Here is a 26,553-nt window from a genome sequence, read left to right as displayed (position 1 = left end):
CAGCCTGAAAACGGCAAAACGGTTTTCAGGCTGCCTTAAAATTCAACAGGTTTGCCCTGATAGCAAATTTCCACAACTTTCATGTTGCATTCAATCCCTGTGTCTCGCAAACATTTGCATTCAATTTGCGACAAACCGTCGGCTAGATTTTCGCGCACATTAAAGCGCACAGGGGTAACAAACAGCGTGCCCGTCCATTTGCTATGCGGTTTATAGCCGCCCGCCATTTTGGCGGCTTGCTGCCATTCGTTCATGGCTTGGGCTAAGTAGGCAAAATTCGCCACCAGCATTCGGCTGTTGCTAAATGGTTGCTTGGCGGTGAGGGTGATGCCGTTGCCTGCCAGTTTGTTGAAGTAGATGTCTAGGGTAATCATGTTTCAGGCTGTCTGATGGTTTGGATAGAAGATGTAATGGGAATAACGGTATCCGCGATAATGGGGGGCTGGGCTGCGTTGTAGGCAGCCTGAAACCCTTGCGAAGCCTGCAACCGACGGTGCAATCAAAGGTTCGCCGACATTTTACTAACCAGTAAAGTCCATTGAACTCTGTCATTTGGCGATAAGCCATCGCCGCGCCATTTTAGATTTTCAGGCTGCCTCAATACGCCGTAGGCAGCCTGAAAACGTAAAACTCAAATCTTGCCAATTTTATGCTGGTTCTCGGCAATCCACGCTTGCAATTCTTCTTGCGACATCCATTCGCTATTGTTGTCGCTGGCGTACACAAAGCCTTCGGGCACGGGTTTGCCGTCTTTGATGCGCTCGGGGGTTTGGTCCCAGCCGTTGATGGCGGGCAGGATTTTGAAATGCTCGGGGTATTCGTAGGTGTGCCATGAATCTTCCGCGCCTATCATTTGCTCGTGCAGTTTTTCACCGGGGCGGATACCGATGGTGGTTTGGCGGCATTCGGGGGCGACCGCCGCTGCCAAATCGCAAATGTTCATCGACGGGATTTTTTTCACATAAATTTCGCCGCCCACCATGTCGTCAAAGGCGTGCCAAACCAGCTCTACGCCTTGTTCCAGCGAAATCATAAAGCGCGTCATGCGCGGGTCGGTGATGGGCAATTCGCCTGTGTGGCGCACGGATAGGAAAAAGGGAATCACCGAGCCGCGCGAACCCATCACGTTGCCGTAGCGCACGACGGCAAAGCGGGTGCCGTGTTCGCCAGAATAGGCGTTGCCCGCCACGAAGAGCTTGTCGCTGGCGAGCTTGGTGGCGCCGTATAGGTTGATGGGGCTGCTGGCTTTGTCGGTGGACAGGGCGACGACTTTTTTCACACCTTTGTCGATGCAGGCATCAATCAGGTTCATCGCGCCGTTGATATTGGTTTTCACGCACTCAAACGGGTTGTATTCGGCGGTGGGGACGATTTTGGTGGCGGCGGCGTGGACAACGTAATCCACGCCGTCCAGCGCGCGGTACAGGCGGTCTTTGTCGCGCACGTCGCCGATAAAGAAGCGCACGCGCTTGTCGCCTTGGTATTGTTTTGCCATGTCCCACTGCTTCATTTCGTCGCGGGAGAGAATAATGATTTTTTTGGGGTTGTAACGGGCTAGGGTCATGGGAACGAAGGTGTTGCCGAATGAGCCGGTGCCGCCTGTAATCAGAATGGTGGAGTTGCTTAACATGGTTTTTTTAATGGGAATTGGAAAAGGGGAGATTATACGGAATTATTGCGCCAGCGCGGCATTCACTGCTGCCTGCACGTGGATGGAGGTGCTGTCAAACACGGGCAAGAGGCTGTTTTGCGCGTTCACAATCAGGCAGATTTCGGTGCAGCCGAGGATAACGCCTTGCGCGCCTTGTGTTTTCAGGCTGCCAATCACGTTTTGGAAATAGTGTGCTGAGGCAGCCTGAATTTGGTTGCGGCACAATTCTTCAAAAATAATGCGGTGGATTTCGTTTTGTTCGGCTTCGCTGGGGACGATGGTGTTCACGCCTTGCGCTGCCATGCGCTCGGTGTAAAAGCCATCACTCATGGTGAAGCGTGTGCCGAGCAGTCCTACGGTGTGCAAGCCTTGCTGTTTGATAGCTTCGGCGGTGGCATCCACAATATGCAGCAGCGGAATGCTGACGGCTTGTTCTATGGCGGGGGCGACTTTGTGCATGGTGTTGGTGGCCAGCAGCAGTAAATCTGCGCCTGCGCCTGCCAGTTTGGTTGCGCTGTTTGCCAGCAAATGCCCTGCGGCTGCCCAATCGCCTTGCTTTTGCAGTTGCACCACGGTTTCAAAATTGACGCTGTGCATGATGATTTCTGCGCTGCTGTTGCCGCCTAGGCGTTGGTTGATTGCGCGGTTGATGGTTTGGTAATACAAGGTGGTGCTTTCGGGGCTCATGCCGCCGATGATGCCGATGGTTTTCATGGTGGGTCTCCTGATGATGGTGGGGCGCGGGGGGAATATTGGGCAGCCTGAAAACTGTCCGCGCGATTTTGACGGCTTGCTGGCAAGCCGTGCGCCGGCGAAATAGGGTTTCAGCTACGCATACCCCTGAGCTTTGCATAAGTTCGCATGGCTAAATCAAAGATTTGGACAAAGGGGCAAGGTTGCCTTTGGGGTAAACAATAGCGCTGAGCCGTCCGCTCTATGTGGTGCGTTAGGCAAACAATTCTTGCATGATGGTTTGATAGATGGCGGTGAGCTTGGGGATGTCGTCTAACGCGATGTGTTCGTCGATTTGGTGGATGGTGGCGTTGACGAAACCGAGTTCAATCAGCTCGCGGCTGATGGCTTTGATAAAACGTCCGTCTGATGTGCCGCCGCTGGTGGATAGCTCGGGGGTGATGCCGCAAACGTTTTGGCAGGCGCGTTGGGCGATTTGGGTGAGCGTGCCTGCTTCGGTTAGGAATGGGTTGCCTGATAGTTGCCAGTCTAGGTCGTAGCGTAGCTGGTGCGCGTCTAGGATTTGGTGGACTTGGCTTTTCAGGCTGCCTTCGGTTTGCTCGGTGGAGAAGCGGAAGTTGAATTGGATGTTTATATCGGCGGGGATAACGTTGGTTGCGCCTGTGCCGCTGTGGATGTTGGAGATTTGGAAGCTGGTGGCGGGGAAGTAGGCGTTGCCGTTGTCCCATTGGGTGTTGATGAGTTCGGCGAGCGCGGGGGCGGCGCGGTGGATGGGGTTTTCGGCGAGATGGGGATAGGCGATGTGTCCTTGCTTGCCGTGTATTTTCAGGCTGCCTGATAGGCTGCCGCGCCGTCCGTTTTTGAGCATATCGCCCAGTTGGTTTTGCGCGGTGGGTTCGCCCACGATGCAGTAGTCAAAGGTTTCGCCGCGTGCTTGGAGCGTGTCCACCACGCGCGTGGTGCCGTCTTTGCCATCGCCTTCTTCATCGGAAGTAATCAGCAGGACAAGGCTGCCTGAAAACTGGGGATGGGCGGCGAGATAGCGTTCGGCGGCAACGACAAAGCAGGCGATGGCGGTTTTCATGTCAGCTGCGCCGCGGGCGTAGAGGTTGCCGTTGTGTTCGGTGGGGGTAAACGGTGGGAATGTCCATTGGACTTCGTCGCCTGTGGGGACGACATCGGTGTGCCCCGCAAAACACAGCACAGGGGCTTGGCTGCCGATGCGGGCGTAGAGATTTTTGGTGTTGCCGTGGTTGTGCCATTCTATTTTGAAACCGAGTGCGGCAAGGCGGGCGGCGATGATGTCTTGGCAGCCGTGGTCGTTGGGGGTGATGCTGGGCTGGGCGAGCAGTTGTTTGGCTAGAGCGAGAGACATGGTTTGCTTTCGTGGGAAATGTTTTCAGCCTTGCGCGTTGCGCTGCGGCATACCTCTTTGTTGCCAAATCAAAGATTTGGACAAAGAGGCAAGGCTGCCTACTGGGTGGGAATAGGCAGCCTGAAAATGGGTTTATGCGTTGTTAAACAGCCAAGGCTGGGCGTTGCGCCGTTGTTGTTCAAATTGTTGGATTTCGTTGGCGTGTTGCAAGGTTAAGCCAATTTCGTCTAAGCCATTGAGCAGGCAGTGTTTGCGGTGTTCGGTGATGTCAAAATGGAAGGCGGCGCCGCTGGGCGTGGTTACGGTTTGCGCCGCTAAATCGATGGTGAGTCGATAGCCTTCGTTGGCGTAGGTTTCTTGGAACAGTTGTTCCACTTGCTCTTCGCTCAGCACGATGGGCAGCAAGCCGTTTTTGTAGCAATTGTTGAAAAAGATGTCGGCAAAGCTGGGCGCGATGACGGCGCGAAAGCCGTAATCATCCAATGCCCACGGGGCGTGTTCACGGCTGGAACCGCAGCCGAAGTTTTTGCGCGTGAGCAGAATCTGCGCGCCTTGATAGCGCGGCTGGTTGAGCGAGAATTCGGGATTGAGCGGGCGGCGGCTGTTGTCCATGCCTGGTTCGCCGTGGTCTAGGTAGCGCCATTCGTCAAAGCAGTTTACGCCGAAGCCGCTGCGTTTGATGGATTTGAGAAATTGTTTGGGGATGATGGCATCGGTGTCCACGTTGCTGCGGTCTAGCGGGGCAACGATGGCGGTGATTTGGGTGAATGATTTCATGGTGGTGTCTCTGTGTGGTTTTGGGGAGTTGGAATAGGCAGCCTGAAAACAGGTAAATGGTTTTCAGACTGCCTAATTGGCTTACTGCGCGGGGGCTTTTTCTGCGCCCACTTGATATTTCACGGTTTCCCAGTTGGTTGAGTTTTCGCTCACATGGCTGCGCGTGTCGGCGCAAGCGGCTAGGGTGAGCGCGGCGAGAGTGATGAGTAGAGCTTTTTTCATGCTATTTTCCTTATAAAGGTGGGGTTAAATAAATACACGAGAGACCATTCTGATAAACGTGTAGATTAACAAAATGTGTCTGTATTTTAACTGAAATTTTAAATTTGGGCAGCTTGCAAATAGAGTGAATGCTGCGGATTAAGGTGTTTGGGGCGATTTGCTTTGCCAGATATTGGGCAATTTGGCGGGGCTGTTTTGATAGCCGAGCTGGCTGGCTATCTGTTGAACATTGTGTTGCCGCTCGCGGGTGTCGGGATGGGTGCTGAGCCATGCGATGTTGTGGTTTTTGTGGTCTTTTTGTTCAATTTCTTCCAGCGTTGCAAACAATTGGCTGGCACCGCCCACGTTGCCATATTCCTTGGCGATGGCTTCTATGGCGGCGTTGTCGGCGGCGCGCTCCATATCGCGGCTGTATTTCAGGCTGCCGATGCTCACAAGGGCATCTATTTGCGTTTCGCTGCCGAGCATGGCGGCAATCACGCTATACATTAAACCACGCGACATACCGCGCAGGGGATCGCGGTGTTTGATGTGCGCCATTTCGTGTGCCAACACGGCGGCAACGCTCTCTTCGCTGGGCAATTCTTTGAGCAGCCCGCGATACAACACCACATTGCCGCCAAATGTGGCATAGGCGTTGGGAATTTCTTGCTCGCTGATGTACACGGTTACCAAGTTATCGGGCAGATTCATGTGTTTGCCCAGCCGCGCGGCAAGGGCGGTGATTTGGGGGTCTTGCTGGGTGTGTTTATCGGCGATGAGCTCTTTGCCCACAAAGCTGAACCATTGCTTTTCGCGCGGCAGGCTGATGGCATAGGGCATGGCGCGCACGGCGACTTCCACCAGCGCCCAAATCACCACAACGGTGATGGCAAGATAAATCAGCATGGCGCGGATTTCTCGCCCGTGGTGCGTGTCGTGTGGGATGTTGGGATTGTCTTTTTCGTTGAACTTTGGGGCTTCGTATTGCATGGATAGACCTCTTGCGAAAATATTCATCCCATCGCATTAACCAGTCCTGCAATCAGATTTGCCCTTAACCCGAACCGTTTCCGCCTGTTGCGGTAAGGTAGAGACAATATTTTGAATATTTTCAGCTTCCTATTGATGTGCTCGATGACAGTTCTGAGTTTGCCTAACCGCCTGTTCGCCTCTTTATCCTGTTTGTTCAGCGGATGATGTTTGGATTTCTTTTTCGGGGTCTGTAATCCGGTTTTAGCCAATCCTTGATAACCCTTATCCGCAATGACTATAGTGGATTAAAATAAAAATGAGACAAGGCGGCGAGCCGCAAGGCGTACAGGTAGTACGTCAAGGCGAGCAAACGCCGTATCATTGCAATTTTAATCGACTATAACGTCGCAATTTTAATCGACTATAACGTCAATGATGACCGTTTGATCGCCCGGGTTTTGGCAGGGAAAAGCGTTTGCAACGGATGAGGGCGTCCTCGGTTTTACGGATAGTGCGGCAGACATTACTTTCAGAAAGACCGTAGATGGCGGCCAATTCGAGTTGGGTATGGTAATGGCGCAGATAACTTAGGGTAAACAGCAGTTGGTCTGCCAAACCGAGTGTATGCGGCCTGCCCGACTTGATCTTCCGGCTTTCTGCTTCTGTGGTGACTTGCAGCATTTCATGAAAAAGGACGGGCGTTACACCTGTGAGCCGTTTGAATTCCCTGTCGCTTCTTTGGATGAGGTTTTCGTATTTCATTTGGAAATTGTAAATCTTCAGGATACTTTCGCAAAAGGTCTAATATTGGCTCCCTGAGATAGTTTTCAGATTGCCTGAAACCTGAAGGCTTATATCGGCAAATCGCGCCGCCCTGCCCGCCGGCCGTGTATCGCGCGGTGGATGCGGTAGAGTCGGTAATATTCCTGCATGGTTTCGCTGTCAGAAACCTGTTCTTTGAACGGCAACCGTTCGGCCAATTTATCTAGCCTGAAAAACCAATAAAGCGGCATAAGCGGATTGACAAACTGTTCGCAGCCTTCGGTGCGCAGGCTGAAATGGATGTCGCCGAAACTGCCGCGCATGGCGGCGGCAATACCGTTGGTAACGATGCTGCGGTGGCTGCTTTGGTGGTTTAGGTATTCGGTCAGGCTCAGAAAACCTGCACCCTCGGGCATTTGCGCGGTGATTGATTGCGCGCCGAGAAAAGCTTGTGCGCGGGTCAGTTCCGCCATGTTCTGCAACAGCGTGTAATGGTCTAAATCGTGTTCCACGCCAAAGCCGACGGCGGCCAAATAACGGTGTTCAAAGCCTGCCGCATTGGCAGCGATAACCGACAGGCTGTCCTCAACAATGGTGCCGGTTGCCCATTCGTCGCCAAACATCAGGCTGTCGGTACCGCCGTCGGCAAGAATAACCGTGTCCAGCCTATGTTTTTCGCGTAGATGGCGATAGGCATCCCGCAGTGGCCGCACGCCTGTTTTTGCAAACGCATAAACGGGCGCACGGCAGCCTGAACCGGCCAGCCATTCTGCAATGTGCTTTTCCGGAAAATAGGGCAGATTGGCGGCGTTCTCGTCAATCAGATAGCAGTTTGGAAACACTGCTTCGCAGCCGCTTTCGGCCAATTGCGAGAAGGAAAGGTTTGCTAAAACGGTATATTTGCCCAAACTCTGCAAATACAGATGCAGCGGAATGCCGGAAGCGAGGTCGTAACCGCCGCCGCAGCCCGCAATCAGGATGCGCGAGCTATTTTGGATTTGTCGGAAAAAGGGTATCTGCATGGGCTGAGGCTACCTGAAAGCGGTGGGTGGATATGAGGTGGGCAACAGAAAAGCAGCAGCCTACACCCTGGCTTTCAGGCTACCTAAAACCCTTGTTTGCCCGTGCGGTTTATCGGCCATTCGGCATAGAAATCGTTTGGTTTTCTATTTCCCGAATGCCGACTAAAAACTCTTTCTCGCTTTTGGCCAGCGTGGTGCTGCTTTTATCTGCGTGTTTGTAGAAGCGCACTTCGCCGCTGCAATGGAGACCGTAGAAGTTACCGCATCCGTCCAAGCCGATTAACCGCATTTCCGTACCACGATACCAGCCGCCGCAGTCGGCGATTTGATGGGAATAGTATTGGTATTCGGGTGGGTAGAGTGCGAATACGGGGTAGTCGCGCTTGGCGCCGGAAAAACAGCAAGGGTACAGGCGGACGCGTTGGATGGCATGGTGGTATAGGTTTTCAAGGTCGGTCATGGCGGGGGCGTTCTATTGGAAATTTGTTGAAATTGACATTTCAGGCTGCCTGAAACGCCGAAAAGCACTTCAAAGCAGCCTGCACTTCCTTTTTACAGATTACAACTCCCGCACGTCCACAAAATGCCCGGCCACCGCCGCTGCCGCCGCCATCGCTGGGCTGACGAGGTGGGTTCTGCCGCCATTGCCCTGCCGCCCTTCAAAATTGCGGTTGGATGTGGATGCGCAGCGTTGTTGCGGCTGCAAGCGGTCGGCGTTCATGGCGAGACACATGGAGCACCCTGGTTCGCGCCATTCAAAGCCCGCGTCGATAAAGATTTTGTCCAAGCCTTCGGCTTCGGCTTGGCGTTTCACCAAGCCCGAACCAGGCACGATGAGCACACGCTGCACGTTATCCGCCTTTTTGCGCCCTTTGGCGATGGCAGCGGCTTCGCGCAAATCTTCAATGCGGCTGTTGGTGCACGAGCCGATGAACACAATATCCACAGGAATGTCGGTGAGCGGTGTGCCTGCTTCCAAGCCCATGTATTCCAGCGCGCGCTCCATGCCGCTGCGTTTCACGGGGTCGGCTTCGTCGGCGGGGTTGGGTACTTTGCCGCTCACGTCCAACACCATTTCGGGCGATGTGCCCCATGTTACCTGCGGCTCAATATCGGCAGCCTGAAAACGGTAAACCTTGTCAAAAGCCGCGCCTTCGTCTGATACCAATGTTTTCCAATAGGCAACGGCTTTGTCCCAATCCGCGCCTTTGGGGGCGAAAGGGCGGTCTTTCACATAATCAATCGTGGTGTCGTCCACCGCCACCATGCCGCTGCGCGCGCCCGCTTCAATCGCCATGTTGCACAGCGTCATGCGCCCTTCCATGCTCAGGCTGCGGATGGCTTCGCCGCCGAATTCGATGGCATAGCCCGTGCCGCCTGCTGTGCCAATTTGTCCAATAATATACAACGCAACGTCTTTGGCGGTTACGCCCGGTTTCAGGCTGCCTGAAACCTCAATCAGCATGGATTTGGACTTTTTGGCGGTAATGCACTGGGTGGCCATGGTGTGTTCCACTTCCGAAGTGCCGATGCCGTGCGCCAATGCGCCGAATGCGCCGTGGGTGCTGGTGTGCGAGTCGCCGCACACTACGGTCATGCCCGGCAGCGTCGCGCCCTGTTCGGGGCCCATTACGTGCACGATGCCCTGGCCTTTGTCCATAAACGGAAAATACGCCAGCGCGCCGAATTCTTTGATGTTTTTGTCCAAAGTGTCCACTTGCAGCTTGGAAATGGGGTCTTGAATGCCTTTGTCCCAATCGCCTGTGGGCGTGTTGTGGTCGGCGGTGGACACCACGCTGTCTATGCGCCAGAGCTTGCGATTTGCCATTTTCAAGCCCTCAAAGGCTTGCGGGCTGGTTACTTCGTGTACCAAATGGCGGTCTATATACAGCAGCACCGTGCCGTCTTCTTCCTCGCGGACAACGTGGCTGTTCCAGAGTTTGTCGTATAGGGTTTGCGGGGTCATGGTTTGTGTCTTTCTATGGATGAATGGGTGAAACGGCAGGCATTTTAGACTTTTTGGACATTAATTTCAAGTGAAAAATCAAAAATGGCGAAAACGATATTTTATTTTTGGACAAATTGTTTATTTTTTTAACCTGCCGAAGTTTGCGAACTTCTGCTTATTGTTAGGCTGAAACCTTTGCAAAACGCCTGGGGCAGCCTGAAATACAAGAAATGCCATCATTCCCGAGTAAGTAGGAATGACGGAAGGCAAGTAGGTTGGGCATTGATGCGCGACGTTAATAACGGGGGAATTGATTATTGCTGGTTATCAGGCTGTGCAACGTTTTCAGGCTGCCTCACTACCGCGCCTGCTGCATTGCTTCCAACATCTTAACCACGTTGGCATTCAGTTCATTTGCATCCAGCCAGCCGCTAGACACAAACATCAACAAAAACACAAACAACAGCAGCGAAGAAACCAGCCAATACACCACATAAGCCCCCGCTACGCGCAAAGGTCGCTGCCCGCTGATTGCCACCGCGCCTGCAAACTGCGCCCAAAAACACCAAGTGTTCCACAAGCCCACCCACGGGTGCATTTCGGGATAGGGCAGGGTGAACAGCGTGGGAATCGCCAAGGCTTCGGTGGCCAACACATAGCCCCAAAACGGCACGCGCTCGCCATCAGGCGCACGCAGCAGCTCCCAAAACACGCGCGTCAGCACCAAATAGCGCGTAACCGCCGTTAAAAAGCCAAAGCCGATGGCGGCATCGCCCGCGCCCAAAAACGGCTTCAACGCCACCGCGTTCACCATGCCCACCGCCGCCCACACCAACACAAACACGGGCAAGCCATACGCATAAAACCGCGCGGGGCGAAAGCGCAAAACCGCCGCAGCGCCCGCCTGCCTTGCCAACAGCCATAAATTCATCTTCATTTTCAGGCTGCCTTAACCATGCGCGCATCCGCAAGCGCAGCCGCCTTCTTGCGCGTGTTCATTGGCGTTGTCGGCATCCTCGGCAAGCAAGGCTTCATAATCGCCGCTTTCAATCAGGCTCGCCAATTCCGCCAAACTTTCCGCGCCTTCCACCCAGTCGCAAGGCTCGCCCGCGGGCAAATCGGGTGGCAACACGGCAGCGGTTTCAGGCTGCCAGGCAATCCAGTAGCCATTGGCGGTGTGGTAAAACTGCGCGTTGGGCAGAAGCGGCGTGGCTGCACTTTCGTTGATACGCGCGGCGATTGCGGCGGGATAGGGGTGGGGTGTCATGGGAAATCCTTGTTGATTGGGGTGTTCTAGGCATTAGGCAGCCTGAAACCTTTGCAAAACCCCTAACAGCAGCCTGAAAAATAAGAAATGCCGTCATTCCCACGTAGGCGGGAATCTTGGTTAGATTTACACAATAGATTGTTTCTACACAGATTTTTGAATATCAAACAAGATTCCCGCCTACGCGGGAATGACGGAGAATTGACTATTTCTTGTGGCGTTTTTAGGTTTTGCAAAGGTTTCAGCCTGAAAATAAAAGGGCGGATTATAGTGGCAAATGGGGGTGGCGTTGTAGATGGTTACGCATAAGGCAGCCTGAAAACCATTTTTTGGGTTTTCAGGCTGCCTTAAAATTGGCAGTTCCAAATATGTTTTCAGGCTGCCTAAATGGAAAAGCGGTTAGCGAACACCTTTGTTTTTTAATTCTTGCAAATTTTTGCGGGCTTTTGCCTTGGCTTCGGCATTCTCTGGCGTATCAGGCTGCGCCAGCACTTTTTGATACCATGCTTTGGCTTGTTGATAATTTTGCGCTACGCCAAAACCATTTTGATACATAAAGCCCAAATTGTTTTGCGCCTTAGCATCACCTTGATTAGCCGCTTTTTGAAACCACGCCAAGGCTTGTTTATAGTCCTGCGCTACGCCTTGCCCATTGGCATACATCAAACCCAAACTATACTGCGCCTGAGCATATCCCTGATTAGCTGATTTTTGAAACCATGCAAAGGCTTGTTGATAATCCTGCACCACACCTTGCCCATTTTTATACATCACCCCCAAATTATTTTGTGTACTAGCACGCCCCTGATTAGCCGCTTTTTGATACCAAGCAAAGGCTTGCTGATAGTTTTGCGCCACGCCTTGTCCATTTTGATACATCGCACCCAAATTATTTTGTGCGCCAGCATCTCCCTGATTAGCCGCTTTTTGCAACCAAGCTACGGCTTGTTGATAATTTTGCGCCACGCCACGACCATCTAGATACATCATACCCAAATTGTATTGAGCATTAACATCTCCCTGATTAGCCGCTTTTTGATACCAAGCTACGGCTTGTTGATAATTTTGCGCCACACCATAACCATTTCCATACATCACGCCCAAATTGTATTGCGCCAAAGCATATCCTTGGTTAGCCGCTTTTTGAAGCCATGTAAAGGCTTGTTGATAATTCTGCGCCACGCTTTGACCTTTGTAATACATCATGCCCAAGTTATATTGCGCAGCAGCATATCCCTGATTAGCTACTTTTTGAAACCACATAAAGGCTTGCTGATAGTTTTGTGCCACACCTTGCCCTTTTCTATACATTACGCCCAAATTGTACTGCGCCAAAGCATATCCTTGATTGGCTGCCTTTTGAAACCAAGCGAAGGCGTGTTGATAGTTTTGTGTTACGCCTTGCCTTTGGTAATACATTACGCCCAAATTGTATTGTGCATCAGCATCTCCCTGATTAGCCGCTTTTTGAAGCCAAGTGAAAGCTTGTTGATGGTTTTGAGCTACGCCTTGCCCATTTTCATACATCGCACCCAAATTGTTTTGCGCCAGAGCATCGCCTTGTTGTGCCAGCGGCTGCAATAATTTAAAGGCTTGGGCGTAATCACCTGATTGATAAGCTGTTATCGCCTGTTGAAGCTGAGCAGCATTATCCGCCTCCGCAGGCGCAGCCAAAACCAACGCCGCCAACACCCCATTCAACAGTTTAAAAATCTTGCGTAAATCAAACAACATTGTCTCTCCAAATTCAAAATTAAACGGCATACAGCCGCCATTAAGCTAAATCACATTTCAGCTAAGTGTTCAAAGGTAGGCTGAAAGTTGGGTTTTGTGTTTTCAGGCTGCCTATTCCCCCGCTTCCAACCGCGCCAAAAACGCCCCCAACTCCTCAGGCAACTCCGCCACCCAATCCATCGTCTCCCCCGTAATCGGATGCGCCAACACCAACCGATGCGCGTGCAAAAACATCCGCTTCAAGCCCAGCTTTTGCAAACGCCTGTTCGCCTGATAATCGCCATAGCGTTCATCGCCCGCAATCGGGCAGCCGCTCGCCTGCATATGCACGCGGATTTGATGCGTGCGTCCCGTTTTCAGCGTCGCCTCCACAAGGCTCAACGCCGAAATGCCCACCGAATGCGTCATGCAGCCTGAAAACGTATCCAGCACGCGAAAAATCGTATGCGCCGACTGCCCCTCATCGCCCACGCGCACCATCTTTTCGCCTGCCGCGCCCGTGTATTTCACCAGCGGCAGCCGCACATGGCGGTTTTCAGGCTGCCACGCGCCCACGCCCAGCGCAAGATAAACCTTTTTCGGGTGGTCGTTGCGCAGCATCTCGTGCAGCTTCACCAGCGCGCTGCGCTTTTTCGCAATCATCAGCAAACCGCTGGTGTCCTTGTCCAGCCGATGCACCAGCTCCAAATATTTCGCCTCGGGGCGCGACTGGCGAAGCTGCTCAATCACGCCAAAGCTCACGCCGCTGCCACCATGCACCGCAATGCCGCTGGGCTTGTTGATGACCAACAGCGCATCGTCTTCAAAAATAATCTCAAATTCCCGCGCGGGCACCGTTTTCAGGCTGCCTGAAACCGCTGCTTTCGCCGCCACGCGAATCGGCGGAATGCGCACGCCATCGCCCGCCGCTACGCGATAATCAGGCTTGGCACGGCGTTTGTTTACGCGCACCTCGCCCGCGCGGATAATGCGGTGGATATGGCTTTTGGGAACGCCTTTTAAAATTTTAATCAAATAGTTATCAAGGCGTTGTCCCGCTTCATGCTCGGTGATGTTGATATGATTGACTATTTCTTTGCTAAACGATGCCATTTTCTCTATAATCCGAAACTTGTTTTGGGCGGTTTCAGGCTGCCTGAAACGCCATTTTCAGCGCATACGGCTTTGAAATAAAAGATGAATGAAACCAATACATCGGCAGCCTGAAAATTGAATGATTGCATATTGAAAGCCGTAGCCGCCTATTTTACAAAATAACGCACTTTGACGTTCACTTTATTGGCAAACAGCCTAACCAATAAAACCCATAATCAAGTTGAACCCCAAGCCACCAGTTAGAAGACGACGGCTAACCCATTTTTCGTTTGTTGCAGCATCAATCCACCATTCAAATAACGCAAACCACAGCAGTTTCCCTGTTTGCCCGAATGCCCCGCAGCAAATCCCTCAAAGGCAGCCTGAAAATCCGTTTTTCGCGATTTCAACCGCGCCGCCATCACAGTTCTTTAATATCGTTCTTCACGCCCACACGCCGCACCGTATGGTTTTTCTTGTTTACGGCAGCACGCGGCAGGGCGGTTCAAAACTGATTATCTCAAAGTGCCGCCATCTATAAGGTACTCAAAACAAATGAAAAGAATGCTATTTAACGCCCGCCAAGCAGAAGAATTGCGCGTGGCGATTGTGGACGGTCAAACCCTGATTGACCTAGACATTGAAACGCTCGGCAAAGAGCAACGCAAAGGCAATATTTACACCGGCACCATCACCCGCATTGAGCCATCGCTGGAAGCCTGCTTTGTGGATTACGGCATGGACAGACACGGCTTTTTGCCGTTTAAAGAAGTGTCCCGCGCCTATTTTCAAGACTACGAAGGCGGCAAAGTGCGCATTCAAGACGTGCTTAAAGAAGGCATGCAAGTGATTGTGCAAGTGGAAAAAGACGAGCGTGGCAACAAAGGCGCAGCCCTTACTACCTACATCAGCCTAGCAGGGCGCTATTTGGTGTTGATGCCCAACAATCCGCGCGGTGGCGGCGTATCGCGCCGCATTGAAGGCGAAGAGCGCGCCGAGCTGAAAGAAGCGATGGCGCAGTTAGACGTGCCGCACGGCATGAGCCTGATTGCCCGCACCGCAGGCATTGGGCGCACATCCGAAGAATTGGCTTGGGATTTCAATTACTTATTGCAACTTTGGCGCGCCATTGAAGAAGCCGCAGCTGCCCATCCCGAGCCTTATTTGTTGTTTATGGAAAGCTCGCTGGTGATTCGCGCCATCCGCGATTATTTCCGCCCCGACATCGGCGAAATTCTGGTGGACAACCCCGAAGTTTACGAGCAAGTGTCTGAATTTATGAGCTATGTGATGCCCAATAATTTAGGCAGGCTGAAACTGTATGACGACCATATTCCGCTGTTTTCGCGCTTGCAAATTGAGCAACAAATTGAAACCGTGTTCTCGCGCGAAGTAACGCTGCCCAGCGGCGGCGCGATTGTGATTGACCACACCGAAGCCCTTGTTTCTGTTGATGTAAACTCCGCTCGCTCCACGCGCGGCGCAGACATCGAGGAAACCGCGTTCCGCACCAATATGGAAGCGGCAGAAGAAGTGGCTCGCCAAATGCGCCTGCGCGACTTGGGCGGCTTGGTGGTGATTGACTTCATTGACATGGAAGACGCCAAGCACCAGCGCGAAGTGGAAAACACGCTGAAAGACGCGCTCAAACGCGACCGCGCGCGCGTGCAAATGGGCAAATTGTCCAAATTTGGCTTGCTGGAATTGTCGCGCCAACGCTTGCAGCCCGCGCTGGCAGAATCCAGCCACATCGCTTGCCCACGCTGCGCAGGCACAGGCGTGATTCGCAGCATCGAATCCACCGCGCTGCACGTTTTGCGCCTGATTCAAGACGCGGCGATGAAAGAAAACACGGGCGAAGTGCACGCACAAGTGCCTGTTGATGTGGCGACTTTCTTGCTCAACGAAAAACGCGCCGAATTGTTTGGCATGGAAGAGCGGCTGGACGTGTCGGTGTTCCTGATTCCCAATCCGCATTTGGAAAACCCGCACTACGAAATTTCGCGCATTCGCGTGGACGATTTGGACGACAACGCCGCGCCCAGCTACAAGCGCGTAACGCAGCCTGAAAGCAGCGAAACCGTGCCCTTTGCCAACAAAAAAGGCGAAAAAGCCATGCACCCCGAGCCCGCAGTGAAAGGCGTGCATCACGCTTCGCCGCCGCCTGTGGTGGCAAGCAGCAGCCAATCTTGGTGGGAGAGCTTTAAAGGCTGGCTGAAAAAACTGTTTGGCGGCGATGCAGGCGAACCTGCCGCGCCCGCGAAAAAATCATCTAGCCGCAACGAACGCAGCGGCGGTACAAGCAATAAACGCAGCAACCGCCGCAATAAACGCCGCGAAAGCAGCGAAGAAAAATCCGCCAACGGCAATGCCAATAACAATGGCAACAGCAGCAATGGCAACAACGGCGAGCGCAAAAATTCGCGTGGACGCAATGCCAACACCGCTGCCAATGAGGAAAACGCCGAAGCCAAAGCCTTGATGCAGCCTGAAAACGCGACCGCCAAAGCGGAAAAAGAACCGCGCAACAGCCGCAACAAAGGCGAACTGCGCAATCGCAACCGCAATCAGCAAAACGCCGAAAAAGCCGTGGATGCGGTGGATGAAAACAGCGTTGCCAGCGTTACCGAAGCGCAAGGGCAGCCTGAAAAAGAGAGCGGCAAAAAATCCAGCCGCAACCGCAAGCAAAAACCTGTGGTGGTGCGCTTGGGCGATGATGGACGCAGCGAAAGCCCCGACAACGCGGGTGGAAACAAACGCCGCCGCCGTCCGCAAAAACAAGGCGATACCGTGCGCGTAACCGTTGCGCCTGCGCCCGATTCGGTGGCAGCGATTGCCGAGCGCGTGCGCCAAGCCGTTGCACACGTGTTGGCGATTGAAGCGGGCAAAGTGCCGCCCAGCCGCTTGGCTGCGGATGACGAAGTGGGCAGCCTGAAAGCCGAAAGCGCCGAAATGGCGGCGGAAAGCATGGCGGCAACAGAAGATGCCGTGGTTGCCCGAGCGAGTGCTTATGTGGAACAGGCGCAAATCACCGTGTTGCATGGCAGCCTGAAAACCGAACGCGGTGAAGCGGGGGCAGAAACGGATGCCGTCGCGCCGCAAGCGGCGGATGCAGAGGATGCGGTTTCCGGTGCAGCCGAATCGGGCAGCCTGAAAACGGCGGATACGGCGGATGAAACGCAGCCAAGCGCAACGCAAGCGGTTGCGGCAGAAACCGAAACCGTTTCGCCCGCACAAGTGGCTGCCGCCCGGTCTGCTTCGTCGTTCAACCTTGCCGAAATCGTTGCCGCATCGGGTTTGCAGTTTGTGGAAACCGATGCCGCCGCGCTGGCAGCCGAAGCCGAACGCGCGCAACCAGCGCCCGAACCCCGTTTGCGCCGCAGCGATGTGCCGCGTGTGGAAACCGCCGTGCTTGCGGTGGAAATGGTTCAGGTCGAAACCGCTAAATAGTCGGAACAAAACCGCGTTGCTTGGGTAGCGCGGTTTTTGTTTTGTGGCGGCGGAAAGGCAGCCTGAAACGCGATATAGAGCAACGGTTGCCCCAATGCTTACGGGCTTCGCAAAGATTGCGGATTGAATGCGCAGCCAACTTTCAGGCTGCCTAAACCCCCGTTCTGCCGCTAAAATACGCCTTTTATTTTTCATCCCCTCATCAGGAGCCATCATGACTGCTTACGCCCCGCCCCAATTTGAACAAAAAATCGTCGCGCCCGAGCAATTATCCGCCGCGCTGGCGCAGTTGCCGCGCCCGCTGGTGTTTACTAACGGCTGCTTTGACATCCTGCATCGCGGACACGTTACTTACCTTGCCCAAGCCCGCGCGTTGGGGGCGAGCATGGTGCTGGCGTTGAACACCGATGCGTCGGTGAAACGGCAGGGCAAGGGCGATGACCGCCCCATCAATTCGCTGGCAAACCGCGCGGCGGTGGCGGCGGCGTTGGCGAGCGTGGACGTGGTAACGTGGTTTGACAGCGACACGCCCGCCGATTTGATTGCGCTGGTTCAGCCCGATGTTTTGGTGAAAGGCGGCGATTGGCAGCCTGAAAACATTGTGGGCGCGGCCGAAACCCTTGCGCGCGGCGGCAGCGTGCATTCCATTCCGTTTTTGCATCAAACTTCCACCACGCAAACGCTGGCGAAAATTCGCGGCTAGCGGTGGGATGCTTTTCAGGCTGCCTATTTGCTCACGTTGCAGCGCAGTTCAAAGGCAGCCTGAAACCCCATCCACCCCCGCCAAGGAGACCCACCATGCAAGTTCACACCACCGCCATAGAAAACGGCGTGTTCCACGAACGTTTTGGCAAACGCGGCAGCGATTTCAGCCCCAACGGCATGCCCAGCCGCTCCATCCCGTTTAGCATCAGCGATGCGCCCGCAGGCACGCAATCCTACGCCGTGGTGCTGGACGACAAAGATGCGGTTACCGCCGCAGGCTTTGTGTGGATACATTGGCTTATCGCCGATTTAACCGCCACCAGCGTGCCCGAAAACGACAGCATCGCCGCGCAAGGCTACACGCAAGGCGCGAACTCGTGGGCAAGCGTGTTGGGCGAATTGAGCATCGCCGAAGCCAGCGCATACGGCGGCATGGCACCGCCCAACTGCCCGCACCGCTACGACTTGACCGTGTACGCGCTAGACACCAAACTCAACCTGCCGCAAGGCTTTCGCTACAACGATTTGCACTACGCCATGCAAGGGCACATCCTCGCCACCGCCAGCGTAACCGGCACATACAGCGATTAGGCAGCCTGAAAGCGAGTTTACGAGCTTCTGCGAAGCTAAAACCCACCCCAAAGGACACCCCATGCTCTCCCACCACAACATCACCCTCAACAACCAAGCCCCGTTTGTACTCTTTGGCGGCATCAACGTGCTAGAAGACCTAACCAGCACGCTGCACGCCGCCGAACACTACATCCAAGTAACGCAAAAACTCGGCATCCCCTTCATCTTCAAAGCCTCGTTTGACAAAGCCAACCGCTCGTCCATCCACTCCTATCGAGGCGTGGGGCTAGACGAAGGCTTGCGCATCTTCGCCAAAGTCAAACAAGAATTTGGCTGCCCCATCATTACCGATGTGCACGAGCCGCACCAATGCGCCCCCGTTGCCGAAGTGTGCGACATCCTGCAACTGCCCGCCTTCCTCGCCCGCCAAACCGATTTGGTAACCGCCATGGCGAAAACAGGGCGCGTGATTAATGTGAAAAAACCCCAGTTTCTCAGCCCCAGCCAAATGAAAAACATCGTGGAAAAATTCCACGAAGCAGGCAATGACCACATCATCCTGTGCGAGCGCGGCGCGCAGTTCGGCTACGACAACCTCGTAGTAGATATGCTCGGCTTTGGCGTGATGAAAAAAACCTGCAACAACCTACCCATTATTTTTGACGTAACCCACTCGCTGCAACAGCGCGAAAGCGGCGCGGCGGCATCGGGCGGGCGGCGCAGCCAAGTGCTAGACCTTGCGCTGGCGGGCATGGCGACAGGCTTGGCAGGCTTGTTTTTGGAAAGCCACGCCAACCCCAACCAAGCCAAATGCGACGGTGCATCCGCTCTGCCACTCGCCCAGCTAGAAGACTTCCTCGTGCGCGTGAAAGCCGTGGACGATGTGGTGAAATCGTTTGCGCCGATGGAGATTGCGTAACGCTGCGGTTTGCATATTTTCAGGCTGCCTTATTGTGCATGATGAGGCAGCCTGAAAACCAAATAGAGCGATGGATTTGAGCTTCGCAACCCCACTTCGCCATGCAAGCTACCCCAACCCTTCGCGCAGCCCGAAACAGAACATGGCGTATCGCCGCTATACCCACTCTTTCCATTGCCGTAGCGCAAACATTTCAGGCTGCCTTTGAGAAATAGCCGTAGGGTGTGCAGCTTCGTTGCGCATACTGTTTTACTGAAAACACAAAATTGCTTGATGTTCTGCCACGCGGTTTTTTACTGGATGAATTGAATTTCAGGCTGCCTAACGCTTCACAAATGTTTAATGCTGCTGCCACTCTCCCCTACGTCTAGCCGAACGCAGCATTCTTTTTTCGGGAAAAAGCGTGCGCTTGTCCGACGGCGCACGAAGTGCGACTAGTTCGCACGCGCCGAAAAAAGGATGCGGAGTGAGGGTAGTTCGCGCAGCGAACCTGCACGTCGGGGTCGCCTTTCTTTTGCTTACTTTTCTTTGGCGAAGCAAAGAAAAGTAAGTGCCCCGTCGGCATGAGACGCATGGTTAAAGCTACACCCAAAGCCAACCATAATGCACTAACCCATTTTCAGGCTGCCTTAATGGCGTAGCGACGGCTCATTGTCCAAGACCCCCTTGAAAACTTTACCATCCCCCATCAACGTTTGGCACAAAAAATGCTTATTCCCGCCCCAATCTGTTAGAATGTCCAAAATATCATTTTCAGGCTGCCTCAAACCATGTTTACCCCCCTTTCTCCCGAACGCCAACAACGCCTGCGCGACATCAAACTCCTTATCTTAGACGTGGACGGCGTGCTCACCAGCGCGCAACTCTTCATCGGCGGCAACGGCGAAATCATCAAAGCATTCAACACGCTAGACGGGCACGGCATCAAAATGTTGCACCAAACAGGCGTGCAAACCGCCATCATCACCGCCCGCAACGACCCCGCCGTCGCCCACCGCGCTGCCCAGCTCGGTATCAACCACTATCTGCACGGCGTGGAAAACAAACAGCAAGCCTTCGCACAACTCTGCGCCCAAACCCAAATCGCCGCGCAACAATGCGCCTTTGTGGGCGACGACGTGATTGACCTGCCTGTGATGACCCGCTGCGGCTTCCCGTTCGCCGTTGCCAACGCCCACAGCTATGTGAAAGAACACGCGCTCTACACCACCCGGAAAAGCGGTGGTTTCGGCGCGGTGCGCGAAGTAACCGACCTGATTATGCACGCCCAAAACACATTGAGCGATGCGCTCGCCGAGTACACCAAATGAACCGATTTCGCAGCCTTGTCTTTCCCCTTGCGCTTGCCCTGATTTTGGGCGGCTTAACCGCGTGGCTCGGGCGCGTGAGCGAAGTGGTGATTGAAGCCGTGAAGCTGGACCCCGCCAAGCCGCAATACACCATGACGCAAATCCACGGCAAACGCTACGACATTTCAGGCAGCCTGAATCAAGACCTCACCGCTCCGCTGGCATGGCAGTTGCCCGACCAAAAAAACGTTTATTTCCAACAACCCACGCTCAAAACCTACCGCGACAACAACGAACAATACACCGTGTCCAGCCAAACCGCCCGCTACGAACTGGAAAGCAAAAAAGTCTTTTTTGAACAAAACGTGGTGCTCACCAAAACCCCCGATGCCGAACGCCCCGCAGGCAAAGTCGTAACCGATTATTTAAACGTGGACACCCAAACCGAAACCGCCGAAACCGATGCTCCCGTGCAATACGAATACGGACGCTCGCACGGCACCGCCACAGGCTTAACCTACGACAACAAAAACGGCCTGCTCAACCTCAAATCCAAAGTGAAAGCACAAATCTATGACCTCAAACGCCCTTAAAAACACCCTCCTTGCCGCCGCGCTCGCCCTAGGCAGCCTGAACGCCCACGCTCTAGAAAGCGACCGCCAGCAGCCCATCTCCATTGATGCCGACCAAGGCTCGCTGGACCAAAAAAACCAAGTAACCGTGTTCACCGGCAACGTCATCATCACGCAAGGCACGCTTAATATGCGCGCCAACACCGTGCGCGTGGTGCAAGACCAAAATGGCAACCAAACCATGAACGCCCAAGGAAGCCCCGTTTACTTCCGCCAAGAGCTGGACAACAACAAAGGCATCGCCGAAGGCTGGGGCGACCGCGCCGAATACGTTTCCGCCAACCACACGGTAAAACTGGTGGGTAACGCCAAAGTGCGCCGTGGCGGCGACGTTGCCACAGGCAACGCCATCAGCTACAACACGCAAACCGAGGTTTATACCGTGCTGGGCGGCAACGCCACAGGCAGCAAAAACAACCCGCGCGTGCACATCATCATCCAGCCCTCCACCGCGCAGAGCGATAAGAAAAAATAATGGATAGGCAGCCTGAAACCAAGCTGCACGGTTTTCAGGCTGCCTTATCCGTATTCGTTTCATAATGTAAACATCTGCGCCCACCCTGCCCAAATCATTTTCAGGCTGCCTCAATCATGCGCCATCCTCAACGCGCAGAATAAAACCCACGCCGCCAAAGCGAAAAACCCAAGGCAGCCTGAAACGCAGTTTGGCGCAGCCAAAACCACCCCCGAGTTTCTACCATGACCCAACCCGCCCATCTCCATGTATCAGGCTTGCAAAAAGCCTTTAAAAAACGCCAAGTGGTCAAAAACTTCTCGCTAGACATCCAAAGCGGCGAAGTCATCGGCTTGCTCGGGCCCAACGGCGCAGGCAAAACCACCAGCTTTTACATGATAGTCGGGCTGATTGCCGCCGATGCAGGCAGCATCACGCTCAACGGCGAAGAGCTGCGCCACAGACCCATCCACCAACGCGCCCAAGCAGGCATCGGCTACCTGCCGCAAGAAGCATCCATCTTCCGCAAAATGACGGTAGAACAAAACATCCGCGCCATTTTGGAAATCCGCCTGCGCGACAAGCAGCAAATTGAAACCCAGCTCAACAAACTGCTCGCCGATTTAAACATTGAACGCCTGCGCCACAGCCCCGCGCCCGCGCTATCGGGGGGCGAGCGCCGCCGTGTGGAAATCGCCCGCGTGCTCGCCATGCAGCCGCGCTTTATCCTGCTGGACGAACCCTTTGCCGGCGTAGACCCCATCGCCGTGATAGACATCCAAAAAATCATCGAATTTCTCAAAGAGCGCGGCATCGGCGTGCTGATTACCGACCACAACGTGCGCGAAACCCTGCGCATCTGCGACCGCGCCTACATCATCAGCGACGGCACCGTGCTTGCCACCGGCAAACCCGAAGAGCTGGTGAACAACGAACAAGTCCGCGCCGTTTACCTAGGCGAAAATTTTGATTACTGACAACCATAACAACCGCTATGAGCAGCACCAACATCCAACTCAAACTCAGGCAAACCCAGCAGCTTAGCCAAAACATGCAGCAATCGCTGCGCGTTTTGCAAATGTCGGGTATTGAAATCGAGCGCGAAGTGGAAGACTGGCTGGCGGACAACCCCCTGCTTGACCGCGTAGAGCAGCCTGAAAAAACCTACGAGCCGCCCCAAACCACCGCAGACATCGCCAAACGCGGCGTGAGCCTGGATGACGACGACAGCAGCGCGTGGGAAAACCTTGCGCAAGAAGAAACGCTCAACGCCTATCTGCATAAACAAGTTGCCGAACACCCGCTCACCCCATCCGAAGCCGCCCGCGTGCATATTCTGATTGATTTTTTGGACGACAAAGGCTATCTCACCGAATCCATAGAAGAAATCATAGAACACACCCCGCTGGAATGGATGCTGGAAGAAGACGACATGGAAATCGCGCTGGAACACCTGCGCGCGTTTGACCCCGCAGGCATCGCCACCCCCGATTTAACCCAATCGCTGCTCTATCAGCTTGACCGCCTGCCGCTATCCGAAGCACGCCGTTGCGCCGCGCAAATCATTACCCGCCATCTAGACCAAATCACCCAAAACACGCCGAAAAATCTCAACCGATTCAGCAAATTGCTGCCCGAATACAGCGAAACCGTGTTGCGCGACGCGCTGGAAATCATCACCAACCTGCGCCCCTATCCCTCCTACGGCTTTGCCAGCGAAGAACCCACCCAATACGTTCGCCCCGATGTGTTCGTGCAAAAGAACGACAAGGGCGAGTGGTATGCCATCAGCAACGAAGAATCGCTGCCGCAAATCAAAATCAACACCGAAATCATCGAAGCCCTGCAAGAAGAAAGCAACCTAGACCCGATTTGGCGCGAAAAAATCAACGGCGCAAAACAAAAAATAGATATGCTGCAACAGCGCAAAAGCACCATCTTGCGCGTTGCCGAATACATCCTTGCCCATCAGCAGGATTTTTTCTATTTCGGCGAAATCGGGCTGGTGCCCATGCTGCTTAAAGACTGCGCCAAACACCTTGAACTCGCCGAATCCACCATCTCCCGCGCCGTGAGCAACAAATATCTGGCTTGCCCGCAAGGATTATTTGCGCTGCGCTATTTTTTCAGCCAAAATGCAGCCATCAACGACAGCGAAACAGGCAACGCCATCAGCGCCAACGCCATCAAATCCGTGATTGCGCAAATCGTTGAACATGAAGACAAAAGCAAACCCCACAGCGATTGCTCACTGCATCGCTTGCTGCAACAGCAAGGCATCAACATCGCGCGGCGCACGGTTGCCAAATACCGTGAACAACTGGGCATCCCCACCGTGCAACAACGCCGAGAATAATTGAGTTTCTTTTGCGCTTGGCAACGCCCCAGCGGCGTTTTCAGGCTGCCTTTTCTAACCACTCTGGATAAGGAGTTGCATTATGAATCTGAAAATCACAGGTCTTAATTTTGATGTTACCGAAGCCATCAAAGCGCGTGTAACCGAAAAATTAGAACGCATCGCACGCCACACCGATGGCATGATTTCGGCAACGATTACGCTTTCGGTGGAAAAAGTGCAAAGCAAAGCCGCCGCGCAAGTGCATTTGGCCGGTAAGGATTTTCATGTGGAGGCATCGGAAAACGGCGACAATATGTATGCGGCGATTGACAATATGGCGGATAAATTAGACCGCGCGTTGCTGCAATATAAAGAGAAAGCGCAAAACCGTTGAGGTTTTGGGAATTGAGAAAGACCGAGCGATTGAGTTTGCTCGGTCTTTTTTTGGGTTTAGCTTCGCTGAACTTCGTTTCAGGCTGCCTTTGGGGAAACAGCAGAGGCAGCCTGAAAACCATTATTTGTGATGGGGTTGTTTGCCATCCGTTGTAGGGTGTGCAGCTTGGCTGCGCACGCTGTTTGTTGCGTTTCAACCGCGTGCGTACCTGCGGTACACACCCTACGCCTAAGGCAGCCTGAAAACACAATTTAGCGTTTTCAGGCTGCCTCAATCGCTCTGCCTACTTGATTGCCAGCAGTTGCACAATCAGCAGGGATAAGCGTTTGCGCTCGTCTGGGCTGATTTCGGGCTGTGCGAGGCGGTGTTTGAGCTGGTAGATTTGCTGGTTTTTCAGCTCGGTGATGAGTTTGGCGATGCCGTCTTGGAACTCTTGTTGTTTTTCGGGGCTGCTGTCGGTGAGGTCTTCTTGGTTTTGCAGGGCGTTGCGGAAGATGTGGTCGATGGTGTGGGCGAAGGGGGTGGCGCGGAAGTGTTCTATGGCTTGGGCGGCGGTCATGCTGGGGTGGCTGCGGTAGCTGTGGGCGAGGGCGAGCAGGCAGGCGATGTCGCCCCCTGCAGGCAGGTAGTCGGGGATGGCGACGTGTTCCGCCCATTGGGGGTTGAGTAGTAGGGTGCGGATTTGGCGTTGCACGAGGGTGGTGGTTTCAGGCTGCCTGAAACTTTCGCGCGGCAGGTTGTAGCGCTTGGCGGCAACGTGGCGTTGCGGTGCGGCTTGTCCCATTAGGTAGGCGAGATTGGTGGGGTCTATGCCTGTTTGCTCGCTGAGATTTTGTTTGAGCAGGTAGGCGAGGGTGGGGGCTTGGCTGATTTGGGCGAGATGCGGCGCGGCGCGTTTGACCAGCTCGGCTTTGCCTTCTTGGCTGGCGAGGTCTAAATCTGCGGTGAGCGCGTCCCAAAAGTATTGGGATAGGGGGCGGCTTTGGTGTAACAGGGCTTCTTCAAATTGGGCTTTGCCAAATTGGCGCACGAAGCTGTCGGGGTCGTGTTCGGCGGGCAGGAAGAGAAAATGCAGGGCTTTGCCGTCTTTGAGCTGGGGTAGGGCGTTTTCTAGCGCGCGCCATGCGGCTTTTTGTCCTGCTGCGTCGCCGTCAAAGCAAAAATAGATGTTGTCGGTTTGGCGGAACAGGATTTTGATGTGTTCGGCGGTGGTGGCGGTGCCCAGCGCGGCGACGGCGTATCCGATGCCGTATTGGGCGAGGGCAACGGTGTCCATGTAGCCTTCCACCACCAAGATTCGCCCTGCGTCTTTGATGGCTTGGCGGGCTTCGTATAGCCCGTATAGGTTTTTGCCTTTGTCAAACAGGGGGGTGTCGGGGGAATTGAGATATTTGGGTTTGCTGTCATCTAATACGCGCCCGCCAAAGCCGATGATGCTGCCTGAAACGTTGCGGATGGGGAACATCAGGCGGTGGCGGAAGCGGTCGTATTGTTTGCCGTCTTGGTCGATGACCATGCCGCTGGCGATGAGTTCGCCGTTGGGATAGGGCTGGAACACTTGAGCGAGCGGTGTCCAGCCGTCGGGGGCGTAGCCGATGCCGTAGCGGGCGATGATTTCGGGCGACAGACCGCGTTGGGCGGCGTAGGCTTGGGCGGCGGCGGAAAGAGGCAGTTGTTGCGCGTAAAAGGTGGCGGCGGCTTGCACGGTGGATTCCAGCGTTTGCTGCTGTTGCTTGCGGGCGGCGCGTTCGGCGGCGTTTTCAGGCTGCGTGTTGCTGTCGTGTGGCACGCTCATGCCCACGCGGTCGGCAAGCTGTTGCACAGCTTCGGGGAAGGTGAGCCCTTGGTGTTCCATGATGAAGCCTATGGCGGAGCCGTGTGCGCCGCAGCCGAAGCAGTGGTAAAACTGTTTGCTGGGGCTGACGGAGAAGCTGGGGGATTTTTCTTTGTGAAACGGGCAGCATGCCATGTAGTTTGCGCCGCTTTTTTTGAGCGGGACGTAGTGGTCGATGATGTCTACGATGTCGGTTTTGGCGAGCAGGTCGTCGATAAAGCTGGATGGAATCATGGGGATGGGATTTTGTTGGGGTGAGGCAGCCTGAAAACCAAGTGGAGCGGCGACGGCTCGTCGCCAAATGGTGTGTTTAACGGGGCTTTATGGATTGGCAAGATGTCGGCGAGCCGCCGACGTTCCATTTTCAGGCTGCCTAATGATGGGCAGGATGGTTTGGTGGATACGCCGCAATCGCCCACAGGGTTTGTGTTTTTCCACAGGGATAATGTGTGGATAAGTGATATAGCGTGTTGATTGGGCGGGAAG

At 54.3% G+C, this 26,553-nt stretch carries 29 protein-coding genes and 2 pseudogenes; 10 read left to right on the top strand and 21 right to left on the bottom strand.

The window, feature by feature from the left end:
• Nucleotides 1-35: 35 nt before the first annotated feature.
• The 19 genes and pseudogenes from JDW22_RS09280 to JDW22_RS13960 all read right to left on the bottom strand — a co-directional run bounded on the left by JDW22_RS09280 (nucleotide 36) and on the right by JDW22_RS13960 (nucleotide 13,628).
• Nucleotides 36-374, bottom strand: a complete 339-nt coding sequence (locus JDW22_RS09280; protein ID WP_003796963.1) for a hypothetical protein — start codon at nucleotides 372-374, stop codon at nucleotides 36-38.
• Nucleotides 371-499, bottom strand: a complete 129-nt coding sequence (locus tag JDW22_RS13965; protein WP_268884231.1) for a hypothetical protein — start codon at nucleotides 497-499, stop codon at nucleotides 371-373. The genes JDW22_RS09280 and JDW22_RS13965 overlap by 4 nt, the downstream gene beginning before the upstream one ends.
• Before the next feature lie 132 nt (nucleotides 500-631).
• Nucleotides 632-1,630 carry a UDP-N-acetylglucosamine 4,6-dehydratase (inverting) gene (gene pseB, locus JDW22_RS09275; RefSeq protein ID WP_200522825.1) on the bottom strand — a complete coding sequence of 333 codons (999 nt, stop codon included), beginning with the start codon at nucleotides 1,628-1,630 and terminating at the stop codon, nucleotides 632-634.
• 42 nt (nucleotides 1,631-1,672) lie between these two features.
• A complete protein-coding gene (locus JDW22_RS09270; protein WP_200522824.1) occupies nucleotides 1,673-2,365 on the bottom strand; it encodes an aspartate/glutamate racemase family protein in 693 nt (230 codons plus the stop codon).
• Between the two features lie 232 nt (nucleotides 2,366-2,597).
• A complete protein-coding gene (dapE, locus tag JDW22_RS09265) occupies nucleotides 2,598-3,719 on the bottom strand; it encodes a succinyl-diaminopimelate desuccinylase (RefSeq protein WP_200522823.1) in 1,122 nt (373 codons plus the stop codon).
• A 132-nt stretch (nucleotides 3,720-3,851) separates the two neighbouring features.
• Complete coding sequence (leuD, locus tag JDW22_RS09260; protein WP_200522822.1) at nucleotides 3,852-4,496, bottom strand: 3-isopropylmalate dehydratase small subunit; 645 nt, start codon at nucleotides 4,494-4,496, stop codon at nucleotides 3,852-3,854.
• Between the two features lie 81 nt (nucleotides 4,497-4,577).
• Nucleotides 4,578-4,718 carry a hypothetical protein gene (locus JDW22_RS09255; RefSeq protein ID WP_200522821.1) on the bottom strand — a complete coding sequence of 47 codons (141 nt, stop codon included), beginning with the start codon at nucleotides 4,716-4,718 and terminating at the stop codon, nucleotides 4,578-4,580.
• A gap of 138 nt (nucleotides 4,719-4,856) precedes the next feature.
• Entirely contained in the window at nucleotides 4,857-5,717 is an 861-nt protein-coding gene (locus JDW22_RS09250) for a M48 family metallopeptidase (RefSeq protein ID WP_200522820.1), read from the bottom strand.
• A pseudogene (locus JDW22_RS14165) lies at nucleotides 5,714-5,977 on the bottom strand (transposase family protein); the annotation flags it as partial. The pseudogene JDW22_RS14165 and the gene JDW22_RS09250, both read right to left, overlap by 4 nt.
• An 81-nt stretch (nucleotides 5,978-6,058) precedes the next feature.
• A pseudogene (locus JDW22_RS14160) lies at nucleotides 6,059-6,434 on the bottom strand (transposase family protein); the annotation flags it as partial.
• An 89-nt stretch (nucleotides 6,435-6,523) separates the two neighbouring features.
• Nucleotides 6,524-7,456 carry a DUF1152 domain-containing protein gene (locus JDW22_RS09240; RefSeq protein ID WP_003796942.1) on the bottom strand — a complete coding sequence of 311 codons (933 nt, stop codon included), beginning with the start codon at nucleotides 7,454-7,456 and terminating at the stop codon, nucleotides 6,524-6,526.
• Between the two features lie 109 nt (nucleotides 7,457-7,565).
• Complete coding sequence (locus JDW22_RS09235; protein WP_200522819.1) at nucleotides 7,566-7,916, bottom strand: hypothetical protein; 351 nt, start codon at nucleotides 7,914-7,916, stop codon at nucleotides 7,566-7,568.
• Between the two features lie 99 nt (nucleotides 7,917-8,015).
• On the bottom strand, nucleotides 8,016-9,422 hold the full coding sequence (leuC, locus tag JDW22_RS09230) for a 3-isopropylmalate dehydratase large subunit (protein ID WP_200522818.1): 1,407 nt from the start codon (nucleotides 9,420-9,422) through the stop codon (nucleotides 8,016-8,018).
• A 340-nt stretch (nucleotides 9,423-9,762) separates the two neighbouring features.
• A complete protein-coding gene (locus tag JDW22_RS09225; protein WP_200522817.1) occupies nucleotides 9,763-10,341 on the bottom strand; it encodes a hypothetical protein in 579 nt (192 codons plus the stop codon).
• A gap of 12 nt (nucleotides 10,342-10,353) precedes the next feature.
• On the bottom strand, nucleotides 10,354-10,671 hold the full coding sequence (locus tag JDW22_RS09220) for a hypothetical protein (protein WP_200522816.1): 318 nt from the start codon (nucleotides 10,669-10,671) through the stop codon (nucleotides 10,354-10,356).
• A 180-nt stretch (nucleotides 10,672-10,851) separates the two neighbouring features.
• Complete coding sequence (locus JDW22_RS09215) at nucleotides 10,852-11,037, bottom strand: hypothetical protein (protein WP_200522815.1); 186 nt, start codon at nucleotides 11,035-11,037, stop codon at nucleotides 10,852-10,854.
• Between the two features lie 33 nt (nucleotides 11,038-11,070).
• Nucleotides 11,071-12,405 carry a tetratricopeptide repeat protein gene (locus JDW22_RS09210; protein WP_200522814.1) on the bottom strand — a complete coding sequence of 445 codons (1,335 nt, stop codon included), beginning with the start codon at nucleotides 12,403-12,405 and terminating at the stop codon, nucleotides 11,071-11,073.
• 111 nt (nucleotides 12,406-12,516) lie between these two features.
• Nucleotides 12,517-13,497 (bottom strand): RluA family pseudouridine synthase, encoded by a 981-nt coding sequence (locus JDW22_RS09205; RefSeq protein ID WP_200522813.1) that lies wholly within the window; start codon nucleotides 13,495-13,497, stop codon nucleotides 12,517-12,519.
• 5 nt (nucleotides 13,498-13,502) lie between these two features.
• Nucleotides 13,503-13,628, bottom strand: a complete 126-nt coding sequence (locus tag JDW22_RS13960) for a hypothetical protein (RefSeq protein WP_268884230.1) — start codon at nucleotides 13,626-13,628, stop codon at nucleotides 13,503-13,505.
• Between the two features lie 406 nt (nucleotides 13,629-14,034).
• On the opposite strand from JDW22_RS13960, the gene JDW22_RS09200 reads away from it, so the two are divergent.
• From JDW22_RS09200 to hpf, 10 genes are all read left to right on the top strand, one after another.
• A complete protein-coding gene (locus JDW22_RS09200; RefSeq protein ID WP_200522812.1) occupies nucleotides 14,035-16,929 on the top strand; it encodes an Rne/Rng family ribonuclease in 2,895 nt (964 codons plus the stop codon).
• Between the two features lie 214 nt (nucleotides 16,930-17,143).
• The gene (locus JDW22_RS09195; RefSeq protein ID WP_200522811.1) at nucleotides 17,144-17,632 is read left to right on the top strand and encodes an adenylyltransferase/cytidyltransferase family protein; all 489 of its coding nucleotides are present in this window, start codon (nucleotides 17,144-17,146) and stop codon (nucleotides 17,630-17,632) included.
• A gap of 95 nt (nucleotides 17,633-17,727) precedes the next feature.
• Complete coding sequence (locus tag JDW22_RS09190) at nucleotides 17,728-18,225, top strand: YbhB/YbcL family Raf kinase inhibitor-like protein (RefSeq protein WP_200522810.1); 498 nt, start codon at nucleotides 17,728-17,730, stop codon at nucleotides 18,223-18,225.
• 61 nt (nucleotides 18,226-18,286) lie between these two features.
• Nucleotides 18,287-19,126, top strand: coding sequence for a 3-deoxy-8-phosphooctulonate synthase (kdsA, locus tag JDW22_RS09185; protein WP_200522809.1), 840 nt, complete (start codon nucleotides 18,287-18,289; stop codon nucleotides 19,124-19,126).
• Between the two features lie 770 nt (nucleotides 19,127-19,896).
• The gene (locus JDW22_RS09180) at nucleotides 19,897-20,436 is read left to right on the top strand and encodes a KdsC family phosphatase (protein WP_003796912.1); all 540 of its coding nucleotides are present in this window, start codon (nucleotides 19,897-19,899) and stop codon (nucleotides 20,434-20,436) included.
• Nucleotides 20,433-21,008: an LPS export ABC transporter periplasmic protein LptC gene (gene lptC, locus JDW22_RS09175; RefSeq protein ID WP_200522808.1), complete on the top strand. Its 576-nt coding sequence runs from the start codon at nucleotides 20,433-20,435 to the stop codon at nucleotides 21,006-21,008. Before JDW22_RS09180 ends, lptC begins: the two co-directional genes overlap by 4 nt.
• Nucleotides 20,989-21,522 carry a lipopolysaccharide transport periplasmic protein LptA gene (gene lptA / locus JDW22_RS09170; RefSeq protein WP_200522807.1) on the top strand — a complete coding sequence of 178 codons (534 nt, stop codon included), beginning with the start codon at nucleotides 20,989-20,991 and terminating at the stop codon, nucleotides 21,520-21,522. The genes lptC and lptA overlap by 20 nt, the downstream gene beginning before the upstream one ends.
• Before the next feature lie 224 nt (nucleotides 21,523-21,746).
• On the top strand, nucleotides 21,747-22,478 hold the full coding sequence (lptB, locus tag JDW22_RS09165) for an LPS export ABC transporter ATP-binding protein (RefSeq protein ID WP_200522806.1): 732 nt from the start codon (nucleotides 21,747-21,749) through the stop codon (nucleotides 22,476-22,478).
• 17 nt (nucleotides 22,479-22,495) lie between these two features.
• Complete coding sequence (gene rpoN, locus JDW22_RS09160; protein WP_200522805.1) at nucleotides 22,496-23,857, top strand: RNA polymerase factor sigma-54; 1,362 nt, start codon at nucleotides 22,496-22,498, stop codon at nucleotides 23,855-23,857.
• An 82-nt stretch (nucleotides 23,858-23,939) separates the two neighbouring features.
• Complete coding sequence (gene hpf / locus JDW22_RS09155) at nucleotides 23,940-24,233, top strand: ribosome hibernation-promoting factor, HPF/YfiA family (protein ID WP_003796899.1); 294 nt, start codon at nucleotides 23,940-23,942, stop codon at nucleotides 24,231-24,233.
• A 283-nt stretch (nucleotides 24,234-24,516) separates the two neighbouring features.
• Here hpf and dnaG read toward each other — a convergent pair whose 3' ends face one another.
• Together dnaG and JDW22_RS13955 are read right to left on the bottom strand one after the other, a co-directional pair.
• The gene (gene dnaG / locus JDW22_RS09150) at nucleotides 24,517-26,301 is read right to left on the bottom strand and encodes a DNA primase (RefSeq protein WP_200522804.1); all 1,785 of its coding nucleotides are present in this window, start codon (nucleotides 26,299-26,301) and stop codon (nucleotides 24,517-24,519) included.
• A complete protein-coding gene (locus JDW22_RS13955) occupies nucleotides 26,298-26,429 on the bottom strand; it encodes a hypothetical protein (RefSeq protein WP_268884229.1) in 132 nt (43 codons plus the stop codon). Before JDW22_RS13955 ends, dnaG begins: the two co-directional genes overlap by 4 nt.
• Nucleotides 26,430-26,553 lie beyond the last annotated feature (124 nt).

Origin of the sequence: Kingella bonacorsii, from assembly GCF_016623605.1 — a bacterium.
Lineage (GTDB): Bacteria > Pseudomonadota > Gammaproteobacteria > Burkholderiales > Neisseriaceae > Kingella_B > Kingella_B oralis.
Note: the sequence above shows the minus strand (reverse complement) of the source record. Positions and strands in the feature narration are given on the sequence as shown.